Source organism: Bordetella petrii, from assembly GCF_000067205.1.
Taxonomy (GTDB): Bacteria; Pseudomonadota; Gammaproteobacteria; order Burkholderiales; family Burkholderiaceae_B; genus Bordetella_A; species Bordetella_A petrii.
The window spans coordinates 4152553-4169033 of the sequence record NC_010170.1 but is presented as its reverse complement, the minus strand read 5'-3'; the positions used below and the strand labels follow the sequence as shown (position 1 = coordinate 4169033).

Genomic DNA, 16481 nt, shown 5'->3' with positions numbered 1-16481 from the left:
CATGGGTTCAGTGCAGTTTGACGCGCGGATGCGTGCGGCGCATCAGCAGGCGAGCCAGCGCCATGGATGCGGTGCGGCCGAGGCCCAGCACCGCGTGATGGTGCATCAGGTGCAGGCTCATGTACATCAGGCGCGCCAGTGTACCGCTGACGAACAGGCCGCGTCCGGCGAGCTTGCCCATCAGGCTGCCCACGCCGGCGTCCTGCCCCAGCGATACCAGCGAGCCGCGGTCCAGGTATTGGTATGGCGCTTGCGGTTCGGCGGCGCCGCGGATGCGAGCGGTGATCTTGCGCGCCAGGTAGCCGGCTTCCTGGTGGGCCGCCTGCGCGCGGGCCGGCACGGTGCCGCCATTGCCGCGCGGCACGGCACAGCAGTCGCCCAGCGCCAGGATATTCGGATCGGGCGATTGCAGGTGGTCGTCGACCATCAACTGCCCAGCCCGGTTCAGCGGCATGTCCAGCGTGGCCAGCAAGGGCGGCCCCTGGATGCCGGCGGCCCACATGCACAGGCTGGCCGCGAATTCGCGGCCGTCGGCCGTCTTGACGCTGCGCGGCGTCACTTCGGCCACGCGGCAGTCGGTCTCGACCCGGATGCCAAGCTCGGTCAGGCGCGCCAGGGCCGCGCTCGATATTTTCTCGGGCAATGCCGCCAGGATGCGCGGCGCGCCTTCCACCAGCGTGATCGCCAGGTCGCGGTCGGCGCGGAAATTCGGCAGGCCGTAGGCGGCCACGGTGTTGCCGGCTTCGTGCAATTCCACCGCCAGTTCCACCCCCGTGGCGCCGCCGCCCACGATCACCAGGTCCAGCCTGGCCGAGGGGTCGCGCACCTTGGCCTGGTCGACCTGCACCATGGCCTTGAGCATGGTCAGGCGGAATTCCTCGGCATTCTCGGTGTTGTCCAGCGTGACCGCATGCTGAGCGGCGCCCGGCGTATTGAAGAAGTTGGAAATACTGCCCACCGCCAGCACCAGCGTGTCGTAGGCCAGCTCGCGCTGCGGCAGCACTTCGTCGCCGTGCGAGTCGAGCACGGCCCCGAGGGTGATGGCGCGCTGTTCGCGGTCGACCGCCCGCAGTTCGCCCAGCGCGAACGTGAACCCGCACAGGTTCGCCAGCATCAGGTACGACAGGCCTTCCTGGTGGATGTCCAGCGTGCCCGCTGCCGCTTCATGCAGCGACGGCTTCCAGATGTGGATGGGGCGGCTGTCGACCAGCGTGACACATTGCGGCCCGTGCCGGCGCCCCAGCTTGGCGGCCAGCTCGAGTCCGCCCGCGCCGCCGCCGACGATGACAACGCGATGAATGGGGGACGGCCGGAGGTGGGGGGTTGCCATGTTGTTGAGTATAGGGCTTGGTGGGGGGATGGGGTATCGGGTTCTTTTGGCGTCGCAGCGGGCGGGCGCGAGCGCCTTGGCTTCACGGCGCCGTCCGGGCGCCCCGCGCGCCCGGGTTCGGCCCCGAGGCGCCAAGACGCTCGCGCCCGCCCACTGCGACTTGCAGATGAGCAATTCCGATGCCGGCGGGGGGGGTTAGGTTTTTGCATTCTTGGGAAGCAGCCGTGGCGAGGAAGAAAAATGTGTGGGGCCGCCTTTCCAGGCCGCCCAGCGCGGCCTGGATAGGCATCCGATGGTGCCTGTCCACGGCTGTGCAAACCGTTAGAACGCGCTGTGCCTGCCATTACGCGAATGGCGTTCGACACTCTGGAAGAGGCCTTCGATGGTGGCCCGCCTCGGCGGTAAAAACCGCAAAAACCGCCTCTGCATGCCGCCACGCGAATGGCTTTCGCCGCCGCGCAGGGCGGCGGCGAAAGCCGGCCCTGCAAATTTTTCTTCTCTAAAAACCCGCGTCCCAAGCATGCAAGAACCCCGCCCGTCCCCGCGGCGCCGCGAACTTTATTCGCCGCAAGTTGTGGCGGGCTGAAGGGATTGCCGCGGCGCCTCGGGGCCGAACCCGGGCGCGCGGGGCGCCCGGACGGCACCGTGAAGCCAAGGCGATCCCTTCAGCCCGCCACGACGCCAGAAAAACGCAATACCGCCCCACCAACGACCCTCACAACACAAAGCGGCTAACCGCCACCCCCACCCATACGGCGATGGTGAACAGCAGCATCAGCATCACCGCCGCGCTGCCCAGGTCCTTGGCGCGGCCCAGCAGGGGGTGCGTTTCCACCGACAGCGCGTCGGCCAGCGCCTCGACCGCCGAATTCAGCAGTTCCACCACCAGCACCAGGATCACCGACGCGATCAGGATGAACACCTCGTCGGTGGTGCGCCCCAAAAAGAACGCGGCCGGTATCAGCAGGATCGCCAGCACCAGTTCCTGGCGGAAAGCGGCTTCGTACCGGATGGCGGCGCGCAGGCCCTGCAGCGAATAGCGCAAGGCGTTCAGGATGCGGCGCAGACCGCCTGTGCTCTTGTACGGAGAAGGGTGTGGGGTATGGGGCATGGACAAGGAACCTGGATGTGGCGCGTCGTTTTTAACAGATTCGCGTTGCAGCGGGGCGGACAGAGCGCGGGTCCCCGGTCCCTAGCGGAAACCCTAATTGTGAGGCTTTCCGGGCCCGGTGCACTATGCGGCAAAGTGGTAAGGCCACTTTACCTTTTAGCCGCTTTCTACCATGCCTTTCCAACCCATCGAGCCCCGCCGTCTTTACCGTCAAATCGCCGACCAGCTGCGGGTGCTGATCCAGGCTGGCGAATTCCCGGTGGGCGCGCGCCTGCCGCCCGAGCGCGACCTGGCGCTGAAGCTGGGCGTGTCGCGCCCGTCCGTGCGCGAGGCGCTCATCGCCCTGGAAGTCGAAGGGCTGGTCGAAGTCCGCATGGGTTCGGGCATCTATGTGCGCAGCCGCGACGCGGCCGACAGCGTGGTGGCCGAGAGCCCGCTGGAGACCATCCGCGCCCGGCAACTGGTGGAAGGCGAACTGGCCGCCCAGGCGGCCGAGCTGGCCCAGCCGGCCCAGGTGACGGGCCTGCGCGAAGCCCTGCAGGCCATGCGGGAAGAAGCCGAGGCAGGGCAGGTGCCCATCCAGGGCGACCGCATGTTCCACCTGCGCATCGCTGAAATCGCCAACAATTCCGTGCTGCTGCGGGTCGTGGGCGAATTGTTCGACGAGCGCCACAACCCGCTGTCGGTCAAGCTGGGCGACTACTTCGAGAACCCCGCCAGCTGGAAGGCCGCCATTGCCGAGCACGGCAAGGTCATCGAGGCCATCGCCGCCGGCGACGCCGCACGCGCGCGCGAAGCCATGCGGCATCACCTGTCCTGCTCGCACGACCGTCTTACCGCCAATTGGGCGCCCGCTTCAGACAAGGTAAAAGCATGACCCTGGCCTGCAAGATACACGGCGCGCGCGACCTGCGCCTGGAAACCGACGACGACGCGCCGCTGGCGCCGCACGAGGTCGAGCTGCGCCTGGGCGCGGCGGGCATCTGCGGCTCTGACCTGCACTATTACCTGCATGGCCGCGTCGGCGCCTTTGTCATTCGCGAGCCGCTGATACCCGGCCACGAGGCCTCGGGCGTGGTGCTGCGCGTGGGCAGCGCGGTCACGCGCGTGCAGCCCGGCATGAAAGTCGCCATCAACCCCTCGCACCCCTGTGGCCAGTGCGACTACTGCCGCGCCGGGCGCGACAACCTGTGCCGCAACATGCGCTTCCTGGGCAGCGCCAGCGTCTATCCGCACGTGCAGGGCATGTTCCGCGAACGCTTCGTCATGGGCGAGCGCCAGCTCACGGCCGTGCATGAAGACATCTCGCTGGGCGAACTGGCCTGCGCCGAGCCGCTGTCGATCGGCCTGCATGGCGTGAACCGGGCGGGCCCGCTGCTGGGCAAGACCGTGCTCGTCACCGGCGGCGGCACCATTGGTTGCATGACGGTCATTGCCGCCCGGCTGGCCGGCGCCGCGCGCGTGGTGGTGGCCGACATCGCCGACCGCCCGCTGCAAATGGCCCGCCAGGTCGGCGCCGACGACACGTTGCGTTCCGACCAGGCCGCGCCCGCCGATATCGCCGATAGTGCCGATGTCGCCATCGAGGCCGCGGGCAGCCCCGCCGCGCTGGGCACCTGCCTGGCGGCGGCGCGCCGCGGCGGGCGCATCGTGCAGGTGGGCACATTGCCCGCCGAGGGCATGGTTTTTCCCGCCAACAACATCATGGCGCGTGAACTGGATTACGTCGGCGCGTTCCGCGCCGGCATCGAATTCGACTGGGCCGTCTCGTTCCTGCGCACGCGCCGGGTCGACGTGCGGCCGTTGATGAGCGCGCAATTGCCGCTCGAGCGCGCGGCCGAAGCCTTTGAACTGGCGGCCGACCGCACGCGTAGTACCAAGGTGCAGCTCGTATGTGAATCCTGACCACCACCAAGGGCAGCGGCAACCATAACAACCCGCCACCTGCTCAACCTCAAGAGAGGAGACAACGATGAAGCAAGGCAATGCCATCAAGGCGCTACTGGCCGCCGCCGTCCTGGCCACGTCCGGCAGCGCGCTGGCCCAGACCAAGCTGAAGTGGGCGCATGTGTATGAAACCTCCGAGCCATTCCATACCAGTTCGGTGTGGGCGGCCCAGGAAATCGAGAAACGCACCAACGGCCGCTATCACATCGATGTATACCCGGCCTCGCAGCTGGGCAAGGAAAACGACATCAACCAGGGCCTGACGCTGGGCACCGTGGACATGATCATTTCCGGCTCCAGCTTCGCCGCCAAGAGCTTCCCGCGCATCGGCGTCACTTACTACCCATATACCTTCCGCAGCCCCGAACACCTGCTGGCCTACACCAAGAGCGACATCTACAAGACGCTGACCCAGGGCTACCTGGAAAAAACCGGCAACCACATTGTCGCCACCACCTACTACGGCACGCGCCACACGACGTCGAACCGCCCCTTTACCACCTGCCCGGAAATGCAGGGCCTGAAGATGCGCGTGCCCGACGTGCCGGCCTACCTGGCCATGCCGCGCGCCTGCGGCGCCAACACGTCGCCCATTGCATTCGCCGAGGTGTACCTGGCGCTGCAGAACGGCACGGTCGAGGCTCAGGAAAACCCGCTTACCACCATCGAGGCCAAGAAGTTCTTCGAGGTGCAGAAGAACATCGTGCTGACCGGTCACATTGTCGACCACCTGAACACCGTCATCTCGGGCAAGCTCTGGAAGAGCCTGTCCGAAGAAGACCGCAAGATCTTCTCTGAGGTGGCCCAGCAGGCCGCGGCCACCGCGTCCATCGAGGTCGCCAAGCGCGAACAGGAGCTGGTCGAAGTGTTCCGCAAAAAAGGCCTGAACGTGGCCGAGGTCGACACCAACGCGTTCCGCGAAACCGTGCTGAAGAAAGTGCCGTTCGAGCAATACGGCTATCAAAAGGCCGATTGGGACGCGATCCAGGCGATCAAGTAAACCCGCCGGCGAGGCCGCCGCGCGCGGTCCCGGCTGTCCACAACCGACAGGGGGAAAGCATGCACGTCAATACCGGGGCCGGCTCGCCGGCCATGGCCCAATATCGCGGCGAGGGCGGCAGCGCCGGCGTCGAATCGCATGAAACAACGGTCGAGTCGATCGTCCACAGCTTCGAGGAAGCCGACCAGCACCAGGACACGGACCTGTCCGGATACGCGTTCGAAGACTGGTTCTGCCTGGCCCTGTTCTGGGTCATGGGGGCATTGGTGTTCCTGCAGTTCTTCACGCGCTATGTGCTGAACAACTCCTTCGCGTGGACCGAAGAACTGGCCGTCTACGCGCTGATCGGCGTGGTGTTCATGGGAGCGGCCATGTGCGTGCGCATTTGCCGCCATATCCAGGTCGACTTTCTGTACCGCTACCTGCCCAAGGGCATCGCCCGCGTGCTGGCCACGCTGATCGACCTGCTGCGCACGGTTTTCTTCGGCTATGTCGTGTGGCTGGTGTACCGCTATATCGAACTGGTGGGCGTCGAACCCATGACCACCATCATGTGGAACAAGGCCTATGTGTACTGGCTGGCGCTGGCCGGCTTCGTGATGATGTTCGTGCGCTCCGTGCAGGTCAGCGTGCAGAACTGGCGCCAGGGCTACTCGTCGCTGGAAAACCCCGCCGCCTACCAAAGCCTGGACTGACGGCGCAAGGAGCCCACATGGGAATTCTGATCGGAACCTTCCTGTTGTTGATGATCGTCGGCGTGCCGGTGGCAGTGTCCATGGCTGGCGCCTCGCTCTTTTTCTTGCTGTGGTCGGGCAGCGTGCCCGACGTGGTCGTGGCGCAGCGCATGATCGCCGGCGTCGAGTCGTTTCCGCTGCTGGCCGTGCCGTTTTTCATCCTGGCCGGCAACCTGATGAACATCGCCGGCATTACCGGCCGCATCTACAACTTCGCGGTGGCCCTGGTGGGCTGGATGCGCGGCGGCCTGGGGCAGGTGAACATCATCGGGTCGGTGGTGTTCGCAGGCATGTCGGGCACGGCCATCGCCGACGCGGCGGGCCTGGGCACCATCGAGATCAAGGCCATGAAAGACCACGGCTACCAGACCGAGTTCGCGGTGGGTGTTACCGCGGCGTCGGCCACGCTGGGGCCCATCCTGCCGCCTTCGCTGCCGTTCGTCATCTACGGCATGATGGCCAACGTGTCCATCGGCTCGCTGTTCCTGGCGGGCGTGGTGCCGGGCATCGTGCTGACGCTGCTGATGATGTTCACCGTGGCTTACTTCGCCCGCAAGAACAACTGGGGCGGCGACGTGCCGTTCGACTGGAAGCGGCTGGGCGGCGCCACGGTCGAGGTGCTGGTGGTGCTGGCGTTTCCGTTCAGCATCTGGCTCATGACCACCTTCGGCGTATCGGCCAACATTGCTACGCTGATAGCGTTTTCCGCGTTGCTGGCCGCCGACTGGTACTTCGATTTTTCGGCGGTCATGGCCTTGATGGCGCCGGTGATTCTCATTGGTGGCATGACCATGGGCTGGTTCACGCCCACCGAGGCCGCCGTGGCGGCGGTGATCTGGGCGCTGTTCCTGGGCCTGGTGCGGTACCGCTCGATGACGCTGCGCACGCTGGCCAAGGCCACCTTCGACACCATCGAGACCACCGCGTCGGTGCTGTTCATCGTGACGGCGGCTTCGGTGTTCGCGTGGTTGCTTACCACCACCCAGGCGGCGCAGACGCTTACCGACGCCATCCTGGCCGTTACGCACAATAAGTGGGTGTTCCTGCTGCTGGCGAACCTGCTGATCCTGGTGGTGGGTTGCTTCATCGACACCATCGCCGCCATCACCATCCTGGTGCCCATCCTGTTGCCGCTGGTGCTGAAGCTGGGCATCGACCCGATCCACTTCGGCCTGGTCATGACCCTGAACCTGATGATAGGCCTGCTGCATCCGCCACTGGGCATGGTGCTGTTCGTGCTGGCGCGGGTGTCGAAGCTGTCGGTCGAGCGGACCACGATGGCGATCCTGCCTTGGCTGGTGCCGCTGTTCCTGGCGCTGATCATCATCACGTACTTCCCCAGCGTGAGCATGTGGCTGCCGGACATGATCGGCGGGAACTGAACATCACGGCAGGCGCCGGCTTCGCTGCCGGCGCGGCAGACCCAGGAGAACCAAGCATGCCGGGCAGATTGGAAGGAAAAACCGCGTTCGTCACCGCCGCTGGCCAGGGCATAGGACGCGCCACCGCGCTGGCCTTCGCCCGCGAGGGGGCTACCGTGCTGGCCGCCGACCTGAACCCCCAGGCCCTGGGCGGGCTGGGGGAGTGCAAACCGGTCACGCTCGATGTCACCGACGCCGCGGCCGTGGCGCGCGCCGTCGAGGTCGCCGGGCCGGTAGACATCTTATTCAATGGCGCCGGCTTCGTGCACGCGGGCACCATCCTCGATTGTGACGACGCGGCCTGGGATTTCTCTTTCGACCTGAACGTGCGCGCCATGTACCGGCTGATCCGCGCCTTCCTGCCCGGCATGCTCGCGCGCGGCGGTGGTTCCATCATCAACATGGCCTCGGCGGCGTCCAGCGTGAAGGGCGTGCCCAACCGCTTCGTGTACGGCACCACCAAGGCCGCGGTCATCGGGCTGACCAAATCAGTGGCGGCCGATTTCGTGGGGCGGGGCATCCGCTGCAACGCGATCTGCCCGGGCACGGTCGAATCTCCGTCGCTGCGCCAGCGCATCGCCGAGCAGGCGCGCGCCAGCGGCCAGACCGAACAGGCGGTCGAGGCGGCCTTCGTCGCGCGCCAACCCATGGGGCGCATCGGCCGCGCTGAGGAAATCGCCGCGCTGGCGCTGTACCTGGCCAGCGACGAATCGGCCTTCACCACCGGCACGGCCCAGATCATCGACGGCGGCTGGTCCAACTGAGCCGCCACCGAATTTCATTCACCTGACAAGGACACCGTATCCCATGAAACTGCTGCGCCATGGCGCCAAAGGCGCCGAAAAACCCGCCCTGCTCGATGCCGAAGGGCGCGTGCGCGATCTGTCCGGCGTTCTCGCCGACATTACCGCCGACACGCTGGCCGAGCCCGCTCTGGCGCGCCTGCGCGCGGTGGACCCGGCCAGCCTGCCCGTGGTCGACCAGCCCGGCCGCCTGGCGCCGCCCTGGGCCGGCATGGGCAAGTTCATCTGCATCGGGCTGAACTATGCCGACCACGCGGCCGAATCCGGCCTGCCCGTGCCGCAAGAGCCCGTCATCTTCACCAAGGCCATCAGCGCGCTCATCGGCTGCAACGATCCGGTGGTGCTGCCGCGCGATTCGGTCAAGAGCGACTGGGAAGTGGAGCTGGGCGTGGTCATCGGCAAGCGTGCCCGCTATGTATCCGAAGCCGACGCGCTGGCGCACGTGGCCGGCTACTGCGTCGTCAACGACCTGTCCGAGCGCGAATACCAGCTCGAACGCGGCGGCACCTGGGACAAGGGCAAGGGCTGCGACACCTTCGGCCCGGTGGGGCCGTGGCTGGTCACCGCCGACGAGGTCGCCGACCCCCAGGCGCTCGACCTGTGGCTGGAAGTCAATGGCAAGCGCATGCAGCACGGCAACACCCGCACCATGGTGTTCGGCGTGGCCGAACTGGTCAGCTACGTCAGCCGCTTCATGACGCTGAACCCTGGCGACCTGATCAGCACCGGCACGCCGCCCGGCGTGGGCATGGGCCAGAAGCCGGCCGCCATTTACCTGAAGCCGGGCGACACCATGCGCCTGGGCATTGCCGGCCTGGGCGAGCAGCAGCAGCGCGTGCACGCCTGGGACCCGGCGCTGATCGACGGCTAGATTCCGGAGCCCGGCCATGGATTCCGCCAACGACACCCCCGTCATCCGCATTCATCCCGCCGACAATGTCGTGATCGCCCGCCGCCAGCTGGTGGGCGGCACGCCGCTGCCGGGCGAAGGCGTCACCGTGGCGGGGTTGGTGCCGCCCGGCCATAAAGTGGCGGTGCGCGCCATCGCCGCGGGCCAGCCGGTGCGCCGCTACAACCAGGTAATCGGCGTGGCGCGGCAAGACATCGTCCCGGGCCAGCACGTGCATACCCACAACCTGGCGTTTTCCGATTTCGAGCGCGACTACGCCGTGGGGCACGACGCGCACGCCACCGACTATGTCGACCGGCCGGCCACCTTCGACGGCATCGTGCGGCCCGACGGCCGCGTGGCCACGCGCAACTACATCGGCGTGTTGACTTCGGTGAACTGTTCGGCGACGGTGGCGCGCGCCATCGCCGACCACTTCCGCCGCGATATCCGGCCCGAGGCGCTGGCGGCGTATCCCCATGTCGACGGCGTGGTGGCCCTGACGCACGGCCTGGGCTGCGCCACGGGCAGCGACGGCGAACCCCTGCGGGTGCTGCGCCGCACGCTGGGCGGATACGCGCGCCATGTGAATTTCGGCGCCCTGATGGTGGTGGGGCTGGGTTGTGAAACCAACCAGATCAGCGGCCTGATGGAACAGGAAGGCCTGCAGGAAAGTGGGCAGCTGCAAACGTTCAGCATCCAGGGCACCGGCGGCACGCGCCACGCCGTGGCGCGCGGCATCGAACTGGTTGAGCAGATGCTGGCCGACGCCAACCGCGTACAGCGCCAACCGGTGCCGGCCAGCCACCTGACGGTGGGCCTGCAGTGCGGCGGATCGGACGGCTATTCGGGCATCAGCGCCAATCCCGCGCTGGGCGCCGCGGTAGACCTGCTGGTGCGGCACGGTGGCGCGGCGATCTTGTCCGAAACCCCGGAAATTTACGGCGGCGAGCATCTGCTGACGCGCCGCGCCGTCTCGCCCGCCGTCGCCGACAAGCTGCTGGCACGGCTGCGGTGGTGGGAAGACTACTGCGCGCGCAACGATGCCGAAATGGACAACAACCCTTCGGCCGGCAACAAGGCCGGCGGCCTGACCACCATTCTGGAAAAGTCGCTGGGCGCCATCGCCAAGAGCGGCACTACCAATCTGGTCGACGTGCTCGAATACGCCGAGCCGGTGCGCGCGCGCGGCCTGGTGTTCATGGATACGCCGGGCTACGACCCGGTGTCGGCCACCGGGCAGGTGGCCGGCGGCGCCAACCTGATCTGCTTCACTACCGGGCGCGGCTCGGCCTACGGCTGCGCGCCGTCGCCGTCGCTGAAGCTGGCCACCAATACCGAACTGTGGCTGCGCCAGGCCGACGACATCGACATCAATTGCGGCGAAGTCGTCGATGGCCGCAGCGACGTGCAGACCATGGGCGAACGCATTTTCCGCCTGATGCTCGATACCGCCTCGGGCCGCCGCAGCAAGAGCGAAATCCACGGCTATGGGCAGAACGAGTTCGTGCCCTGGCAGCTGGGGGCCGTGATGTAGCGCATGCCGCGCACCACCGGCGCGCGGCGCGGGGCCGCGGCCTTCACTCATACAGGTTCTTCATGAAGATAAGCAACGCACGCGTCATTGTCTGCAGCCCGGGCCGCAACTTCGTCACCCTGAAAATCGAGACCGACGAAGGGCTGACGGGCATTGGCGACGCCACACTCAACGGCCGCGAGCTGGCCGTGGCCAGCTATCTGGCCGACCATGTGGTGCCATGCCTGATCGGACGCGATGCCCACCAGATCGAAGACATCTGGCAATTCCTGTACCGGGGCGCCTATTGGCGGCGCGGGCCGGTCACCATGTCCGCCATCGCCGCGGTGGACACCGCGCTGTGGGACATCAAGGCCAAGGCGGCGGGCATGCCGCTGTACCAGTTGCTGGGCGGACGCAGCCGCACCGGCGTCATGGTGTACGGGCACGCCAACGGGCGCGATATCGACGAAACCGTCGACGAAGTGCTGCGCTACCGCGACATGGGCTACCGCGCCATTCGCGCGCAAAGTGGCGTGCCGGGCCTGAACGCGGTATATGGCGTGGGCCGCGGCCGCATGTTTTACGAACCGGCCGATGCCGACCTGCCGTCCGAGCACGACTGGTCCACCGAGAAATACCTGGACCACGCTCCCCGGCTGTTCCAGCGCGTGCGCGATGCGGTGGGCTGGGAGACGCATCTGCTGCACGATGTGCACCATCGCCTGACCCCCATCGAGGCCGCGCGCCTGGGCAAGTCGCTGGAGCCCTACCGCCTGTTCTGGATGGAGGACGCCACGCCCGCCGAAAACCAGGACGCCTTCCGCCTGATCCGCCAGCACACGGTTACGCCGCTGGCGGTGGGCGAGATTTTCAATACTGTATGGGACTGCAAGGATCTCATCCAGAACCAGCTTATCGACTACATCCGTACCACGGTCGTCCATGCCGGCGGCATCACGCATCTGCGCCGCATCGCCGACCTGGCCGCGCTGTACCAGGTGCGTACCGGCAGCCATGGCGCTACCGATCTGTCGCCCGTCTGCATGGGGGCGGCGCTGCATTTCGACCTGTGGGTGCCCAACTTCGGCATCCAGGAATACATGCGCCACACCGAAGAAACCGATGCCGTGTTCCCGCACGCCTATACCTTCGCCGACGGCATGCTGCATCCGGGCGACGCGCCTGGCCACGGCGTGGATATCGACGAGACGCTGGCTGCCCGCTATCCGTACCAGCGTGCCTACCTGCCGGTGAATCGGCAGGCGCACGACGGCACCCTGTGGAACTGGTAATGCGATGGCCGCGCGCCTGAATGCCGCCGCGCTGGCGTCGCTTCCGTCCGGCATCGCGCGCCCCGGATACGACCGTTCGCGCCTGCGCGCTGGCATCGTGCACTTGGGCATCGGCGCCTTTCACCGTGCCCACCAGGCGCCGGTCACCGACCTGGCGCTGGCGGCCAGCGGCGATCTGCGCTGGGGCATCGTCGGCGTGTCGCTGCGCAGCCCCGCCACGCGCGACGCGCTGGCTCCGCAAGACGGCCTGTACACGCTGTCGCTGCGTGATGCCGATGCAACGGGCGCGCCCCGCGAGTCGCTCGCGGTGGTGGGGGCCGTGCTGGGCGTGCTGGTGGCGGCCGAAGATCCCGGCGCCGTGCTGGCGCAGATCGCCCATCCCGATACGCGCATCGTCAGCCTGACCATTACCGAAAAAGGCTATTGTCACGAGCCCGCCAGCGGACGCCTGCGCCGCGACGACCCGGACATCGCGCACGACCTGGCGCATGCCGACGCGCCGCGCAGCGCCATCGGCATGCTGGTGCATGGCCTGGCCCGACGCCTGGCCGCGGGGCTGGGGCCCGTCACGCTGCTGTCGTGCGACAACCTGCCATCCAACGGCGATACGCTGCGCGGCCTGGTGCTGGAGTTCGCCCAGGCCTGCGACCCTGTTCTGGGCGGCTGGATCGCCGCGCATTGCACTTTCCCCAACTCCATGGTCGACCGCATCGTGCCGCGCACCGACGACGCCGATCGCCGGCGCATCGCCGCGCGGATGGGCATGGACGATGCCTGGCCCGTGGTGGGCGAGCCTTTCCTGGAATGGGTGATGGAAGACCGCTTCGCCGCCGGCCGGCCCGCCTGGGACCAGCCCGGCGGCGCCCGCTTCGTGGCCGACGCCGCGCCGTTCGAACGCCTGAAGCTGCGCATGGTGAACGGCCCGCATTCGGCGCTGGCCTACCTGGGCGCCTGCGCGGGGCTGGACACGGTCAGCCAGGCCATGGCCGACCCGGACTTGCGCGGTTACCTGGATGCGCTGATCGGCGCGGAAATCGCGCCCACGCTGCCGGCCGTGCCGGGTGTGGACCTGGCCGCCCTGCGCGCGCGCCTGCTGGCGCGCTTCGCCAACCCGGCGCTGCCTCATCGCACGCAGCAGATCGCCATGGACGGTTCGCAGAAACTGCCGCAACGCCTGCTGGGCACTGTGCGCGACCGCCTGCGCGCCGGCGCCGGCTACAGCCGGCTGGCCCTGGCGGTAGCCGCCTGGCTGCACTATCTGCGCGGCCAGGATGAACGGGGCATGGCCTATTCCATCCAGGACCCGCTGGCCGGCGAACTGCAGGCGCTGCTGGCGGGCGCGGGACAGGGCGAGGACGCCGATGCGCGGCGCGCCCGCGCGCTGGTCGGCTATCGGCCGGTGTTCGGCGACCTGGCCGGGCATGAAGCATTCATTGATGCCGTGGCGCGCCATGCCGCCCGGTTGCGGCGGCACGGCGTGCGCGCCGCCGCGCGGGAGGCCACGTGAGCGATTCCGCCGCATTGCGCCATTGTTCCGCGCCGGCCCTGCGCGATTGGGCCCGGCGCTGCCTGGCCGCCATGGACGTGCCCGACGACGATGCCGCCTGCCTGGCAGACTGAGCTTGCCCGCAAAAAATGGATCCCTTGCTGAGTGTGTAAAACTCACGCAAGGAGGGAGGAAAGATGGGTAATCCGAGAGCTCGATATACGCAGGAATTCATGCTGGAAGCCGTGCGCATGGTCCGCGGCGGCCAGAGCATGGCGGCGGTGGCGAAGATACTGGGCATCAGCCCGAAGACGCTGCACAACTGGGTGAAGGCCGATGCCGCTGGGAAGCTGAACGGCGCAGGCAAACAGGTTTCTCCAGAACAGATGGAGATTGCCCGGCTGCGCGCGGAGTTGGCACGCGTGAAGATGGAGCGCGACATATTGGGAAAAGCCACGGCGTACTTTGCGAAGGTGTCGGCATGAAGTACGCCTGGATCGAGCTTCACAGCCGACAATGGCCGGTGTCCCTGAGCTGCCAGGTGCTGGGTGTCAGCCCCAGCGGTTACCACGCGCGCAAGGTGCGGGATGTCGATACTGACCGACCGCGCCGACGCATCAGCAACGACGCTCTGCTGGTGCACATCAAGGCCGTGCACGCTGAATCCAAAGGCGAGTACGGCTGGCCGCGCGTGTGGAAGCAACTGCTGGTCCAGGGCATTCGCGTCAGCAAGGATCGTGTCCAGCGGCTCATGAAGCTGCACGGCATCAAGGCGAAGACCAAACGCCGGTTCAAGGTCACGACCGACAGCAAACACAGCCTGCCGGTCGCACCGGACCTGCTGCAACGAGACTTCTCTCCCGCGCGTCCCGACCAGGTCTGGACTACGGACATCACGTACATCTGGACGGACGAGGGTTGGCTGTTTCTGACCGTCATTCTCGACCTGTTCAGCCGTCAGGTGGTGGGCTGGTCGATGCAGCCGCACATGCGCACGGAGCTGGTGTCTGATGCGCTGCGTATGGCGTGGTTTCGCCGCCGTCCGCAAGCGGGCCTGATCCTCCACAGTGACCGTGGCAGCCAGTATTGCAGTCATGACTTCCAGGACCTGCTCAAGGGCTACGGCATGCGCAGTTCGATGAGCCGTCGAGGCAATTGCTGGGACAACGCACCGACCGAGAGCCTGTGGGGATCGCTCAAGCGTGCACGCATCCTCGGCCAGCGCTTTGCAACGCGTCGCGAAGCGATGGACGAGGTAATCGACTGGTTGAGCTTCTACAATCATTCGCGCTTGCACTCGACGTTGGGCTACGTCAGCCCGATGCAATTCGAGCGGGACTGGTACGCCGCCCAGAACCAACGGGTGGCATAATCTCGCTCAGTTAAGGGATCCGAAATTCGCGGGCAACGTCAGACAGCCTGGTGCAGACCAGTCTTTGGGGCGTCGATTCGCACGGCATCGCGAGGTTGCCGCATTACCTGAACCGTCTGGCCCATGGCTCCGTCCTGGCCCGGCCCCAGGTGCGCGTGGTGCGCAGCGGCCCCGCCACCGCGCAAGTGCACGGCGGGCAGGGCCTGGGCATCGTGGTGGCGCATCGCGCCAATCGGCTCGCCATGGAAATCGCCCGCGAAGCCGGCGTGGCCGCGGTCGGTGTCAGCGATTCCTCGCATTGCGGAGCCGTCGGCCTGTACAGCCGAGCGGCGGCCGAAGCAGGGCTGGTCGGCCTGGCCTTCACGCATTCCGACGCCATTGCCGCGCCATTCGGCGGCCACGCGCCGTTCCTGGGCACCAACCCCATTTCGGTGGCGGTGCCGCGCCAGGACGGGCCTCCCGCGTGCCTGGACATGGCCTCGACGGCCATTCCCTGGAACCGGGTCATGAACGCCCGGCGCGAGGGCCATGCGCTGCCCGAGGGCGTGGCGCTGGACGACACCGGGCGCGATGCCACCGACCCGCTGGTCGCGCGCGCCCTGCGGCCATTGGGCGGCCCGCAGCAAGGCTACAAGGGTTACGGCCTGGCGCTGATGATCGAGCTGCTGTGCGGCCCCTTGAACGGCAATCCTTTCGGTCCGCATATCTCGCCCATGTACGAACAGCTGGACAAGGCCCGCCGCCTGGGCGCATTCTTTATCGTGATCGATCCCGCGCGCTTCGCGGGCGGCCCGCTGCTCGCGGCCGTGGTCGCGCAAATGGCCGCCGAGCTGGCGGCCCAACCCGGGCAGCCCCGCATGCCGGGCGATCCGGAGCAGGCCGCGCAGGTCTCGCGGCTGCGCGGCGGCATCCCGGTCGAGCCGGGCCTGTGGCAGGAATTCCTGCTCTGGAGCACGCGGCTGCGCACGCCGCCGCCCGGGTTGGCCTAGCGCGGTCTCGCGGGCATGGGGCTTGCTGCCCCGTGCGCCATTCATTCTGCAGGCAGGAGCCTCGTCATGTCCGATTTCCCTGGCGGTACGTCCTGCGCGCCCTGTGCGGCCGGCGGGCCGGCAGGCGTGCCGGTCACATTGCGCGTCAACGGTGCCAGCCATGCGCTGACGCTGGACCCGCGCGCCACCTTGCTGGACACGCTACGCGAAACGCTGCACCTGACCGGCACCAAAAAGGGCTGCGACCACGGCCAGTGCGGCGCCTGTACGGTGCACATGGATGGCCGGCGAGTCAACGCCTGCCTGGTGCTGGCGGCGGCGGCGAGCGGGCGTGACATCACCACCATTGAAGGGCTGGGCGGACTGCCGTCCCTGCATCCGCTGCAGGCGGCTTTTGTCGCGCACGACGGCTACCAGTGCGGCTACTGCACCGCCGGGCAGATCATGTCCGCGGCCGCCTTGCTGCACGAACCCTGTGGCGACAGCGATGACGACGTGCGCGAACTCATGAGCGGCAATATCTGCCGCTGCGGCGCCTACGCCAACATCGTCGCGGCCATTCAAGACGTGCGCGGGAAAAGGTGAGCA

General features: G+C 67.4%; 15 protein-coding genes. 13 read left to right on the top strand and 2 right to left on the bottom strand.

Translation table 11 applies throughout. The features are described 5' to 3' along the window. Positions 1–7: 7 nt before the first annotated feature. The gene (locus BPET_RS20050) at positions 8–1330 is read right to left on the bottom strand and encodes an NAD(P)/FAD-dependent oxidoreductase (RefSeq protein ID WP_012250841.1); all 1323 of its coding nucleotides are present in this window, start codon (positions 1328–1330) and stop codon (positions 8–10) included. A 715-nt stretch (positions 1331–2045) separates the two neighbouring features. Continuing rightward, positions 2046–2441 (bottom strand): diacylglycerol kinase, encoded by a 396-nt coding sequence (locus BPET_RS20045; protein WP_012250840.1) that lies wholly within the window; start codon positions 2439–2441, stop codon positions 2046–2048. A gap of 172 nt (positions 2442–2613) precedes the next feature. Between BPET_RS20045 and BPET_RS20040 the strand changes: the two genes are divergently transcribed. The 13 genes from BPET_RS20040 (at position 2614) to BPET_RS19975 (ending at position 16478) form a co-directional block, all read left to right on the top strand. Then, positions 2614–3318 (top strand): FadR/GntR family transcriptional regulator, encoded by a 705-nt coding sequence (locus BPET_RS20040; protein ID WP_012250839.1) that lies wholly within the window; start codon positions 2614–2616, stop codon positions 3316–3318. Next, on the top strand, positions 3315–4346 hold the full coding sequence (locus tag BPET_RS20035; RefSeq protein ID WP_012250838.1) for an L-idonate 5-dehydrogenase: 1032 nt from the start codon (positions 3315–3317) through the stop codon (positions 4344–4346). Before BPET_RS20040 ends, BPET_RS20035 begins: the two co-directional genes overlap by 4 nt. 67 nt (positions 4347–4413) lie before the next feature. Beyond that, positions 4414–5388, top strand: coding sequence for a sialic acid TRAP transporter substrate-binding protein SiaP (locus BPET_RS20030; protein WP_012250837.1), 975 nt, complete (start codon positions 4414–4416; stop codon positions 5386–5388). Between the two features lie 59 nt (positions 5389–5447). Further along, positions 5448–6083, top strand: coding sequence for a TRAP transporter small permease (locus tag BPET_RS20025; RefSeq protein WP_012250836.1), 636 nt, complete (start codon positions 5448–5450; stop codon positions 6081–6083). Between the two features lie 17 nt (positions 6084–6100). After that, positions 6101–7504, top strand: a complete 1404-nt coding sequence (locus BPET_RS20020) for a TRAP transporter large permease (RefSeq protein WP_012250835.1) — start codon at positions 6101–6103, stop codon at positions 7502–7504. A gap of 56 nt (positions 7505–7560) precedes the next feature. After that, complete coding sequence (locus BPET_RS20015) at positions 7561–8307, top strand: SDR family oxidoreductase (protein ID WP_012250834.1); 747 nt, start codon at positions 7561–7563, stop codon at positions 8305–8307. Between the two features lie 43 nt (positions 8308–8350). Next, positions 8351–9217, top strand: a complete 867-nt coding sequence (locus tag BPET_RS20010) for a fumarylacetoacetate hydrolase family protein (protein WP_012250833.1) — start codon at positions 8351–8353, stop codon at positions 9215–9217. Positions 9218–9233: 16 nt separating this feature from the next. Then, positions 9234–10772 carry a UxaA family hydrolase gene (locus tag BPET_RS20005; RefSeq protein WP_012250832.1) on the top strand — a complete coding sequence of 513 codons (1539 nt, stop codon included), beginning with the start codon at positions 9234–9236 and terminating at the stop codon, positions 10770–10772. A 62-nt stretch (positions 10773–10834) separates the two neighbouring features. After that, positions 10835–12046 (top strand): D-mannonate dehydratase ManD, encoded by a 1212-nt coding sequence (gene manD, locus BPET_RS20000; protein ID WP_012250831.1) that lies wholly within the window; start codon positions 10835–10837, stop codon positions 12044–12046. 4 nt (positions 12047–12050) lie between these two features. Continuing rightward, positions 12051–13553 carry a mannitol dehydrogenase family protein gene (locus tag BPET_RS19995; RefSeq protein ID WP_012250830.1) on the top strand — a complete coding sequence of 501 codons (1503 nt, stop codon included), beginning with the start codon at positions 12051–12053 and terminating at the stop codon, positions 13551–13553. A 176-nt stretch (positions 13554–13729) separates the two neighbouring features. Then, a protein-coding gene (locus tag BPET_RS19985; protein WP_085970191.1) for an IS3 family transposase occupies positions 13730–14904 on the top strand; the annotation gives its coding sequence in 2 pieces (ribosomal slippage) (positions 13730–13979 and positions 13979–14904; 1176 coding nt in all). A gap of 50 nt (positions 14905–14954) precedes the next feature. Then, complete coding sequence (locus BPET_RS19980) at positions 14955–15893, top strand: Ldh family oxidoreductase (protein ID WP_012250829.1); 939 nt, start codon at positions 14955–14957, stop codon at positions 15891–15893. 66 nt (positions 15894–15959) lie between these two features. Then, positions 15960–16478, top strand: coding sequence for a (2Fe-2S)-binding protein (locus BPET_RS19975; protein ID WP_012250828.1), 519 nt, complete (start codon positions 15960–15962; stop codon positions 16476–16478). The last annotated feature ends 3 nt before the right edge of the window (positions 16479–16481 follow it).

Bases quoted from the DNA above. Each gene is read 5' to 3' on its own strand.
- BPET_RS20050 (WP_012250841.1), bottom strand. From the start codon at position 1,330: ATGGCAACCCCCCACCTCCGGCCGTCCCCCATTCATCGCGTTGTCATC.
- BPET_RS20045 (WP_012250840.1), bottom strand. From the start codon at position 2,441: ATGCCCCATACCCCACACCCTTCTCCGTACAAGAGCACAGGCGGTCTG.
- BPET_RS20040 (WP_012250839.1), top strand. From the start codon at position 2,614: ATGCCTTTCCAACCCATCGAGCCCCGCCGTCTTTACCGTCAAATCGCC.
- BPET_RS20035 (WP_012250838.1), top strand. From the start codon at position 3,315: ATGACCCTGGCCTGCAAGATACACGGCGCGCGCGACCTGCGCCTGGAA.
- BPET_RS20030 (WP_012250837.1), top strand. From the start codon at position 4,414: ATGAAGCAAGGCAATGCCATCAAGGCGCTACTGGCCGCCGCCGTCCTG.
- BPET_RS20025 (WP_012250836.1), top strand. From the start codon at position 5,448: ATGCACGTCAATACCGGGGCCGGCTCGCCGGCCATGGCCCAATATCGC.
- BPET_RS20020 (WP_012250835.1), top strand. From the start codon at position 6,101: ATGGGAATTCTGATCGGAACCTTCCTGTTGTTGATGATCGTCGGCGTG.
- BPET_RS20015 (WP_012250834.1), top strand. From the start codon at position 7,561: ATGCCGGGCAGATTGGAAGGAAAAACCGCGTTCGTCACCGCCGCTGGC.
- BPET_RS20010 (WP_012250833.1), top strand. From the start codon at position 8,351: ATGAAACTGCTGCGCCATGGCGCCAAAGGCGCCGAAAAACCCGCCCTG.
- BPET_RS20005 (WP_012250832.1), top strand. From the start codon at position 9,234: ATGGATTCCGCCAACGACACCCCCGTCATCCGCATTCATCCCGCCGAC.
- manD (WP_012250831.1), top strand. From the start codon at position 10,835: ATGAAGATAAGCAACGCACGCGTCATTGTCTGCAGCCCGGGCCGCAAC.
- BPET_RS19995 (WP_012250830.1), top strand. From the start codon at position 12,051: ATGGCCGCGCGCCTGAATGCCGCCGCGCTGGCGTCGCTTCCGTCCGGC.
- BPET_RS19975 (WP_012250828.1), top strand. From the start codon at position 15,960: ATGTCCGATTTCCCTGGCGGTACGTCCTGCGCGCCCTGTGCGGCCGGC.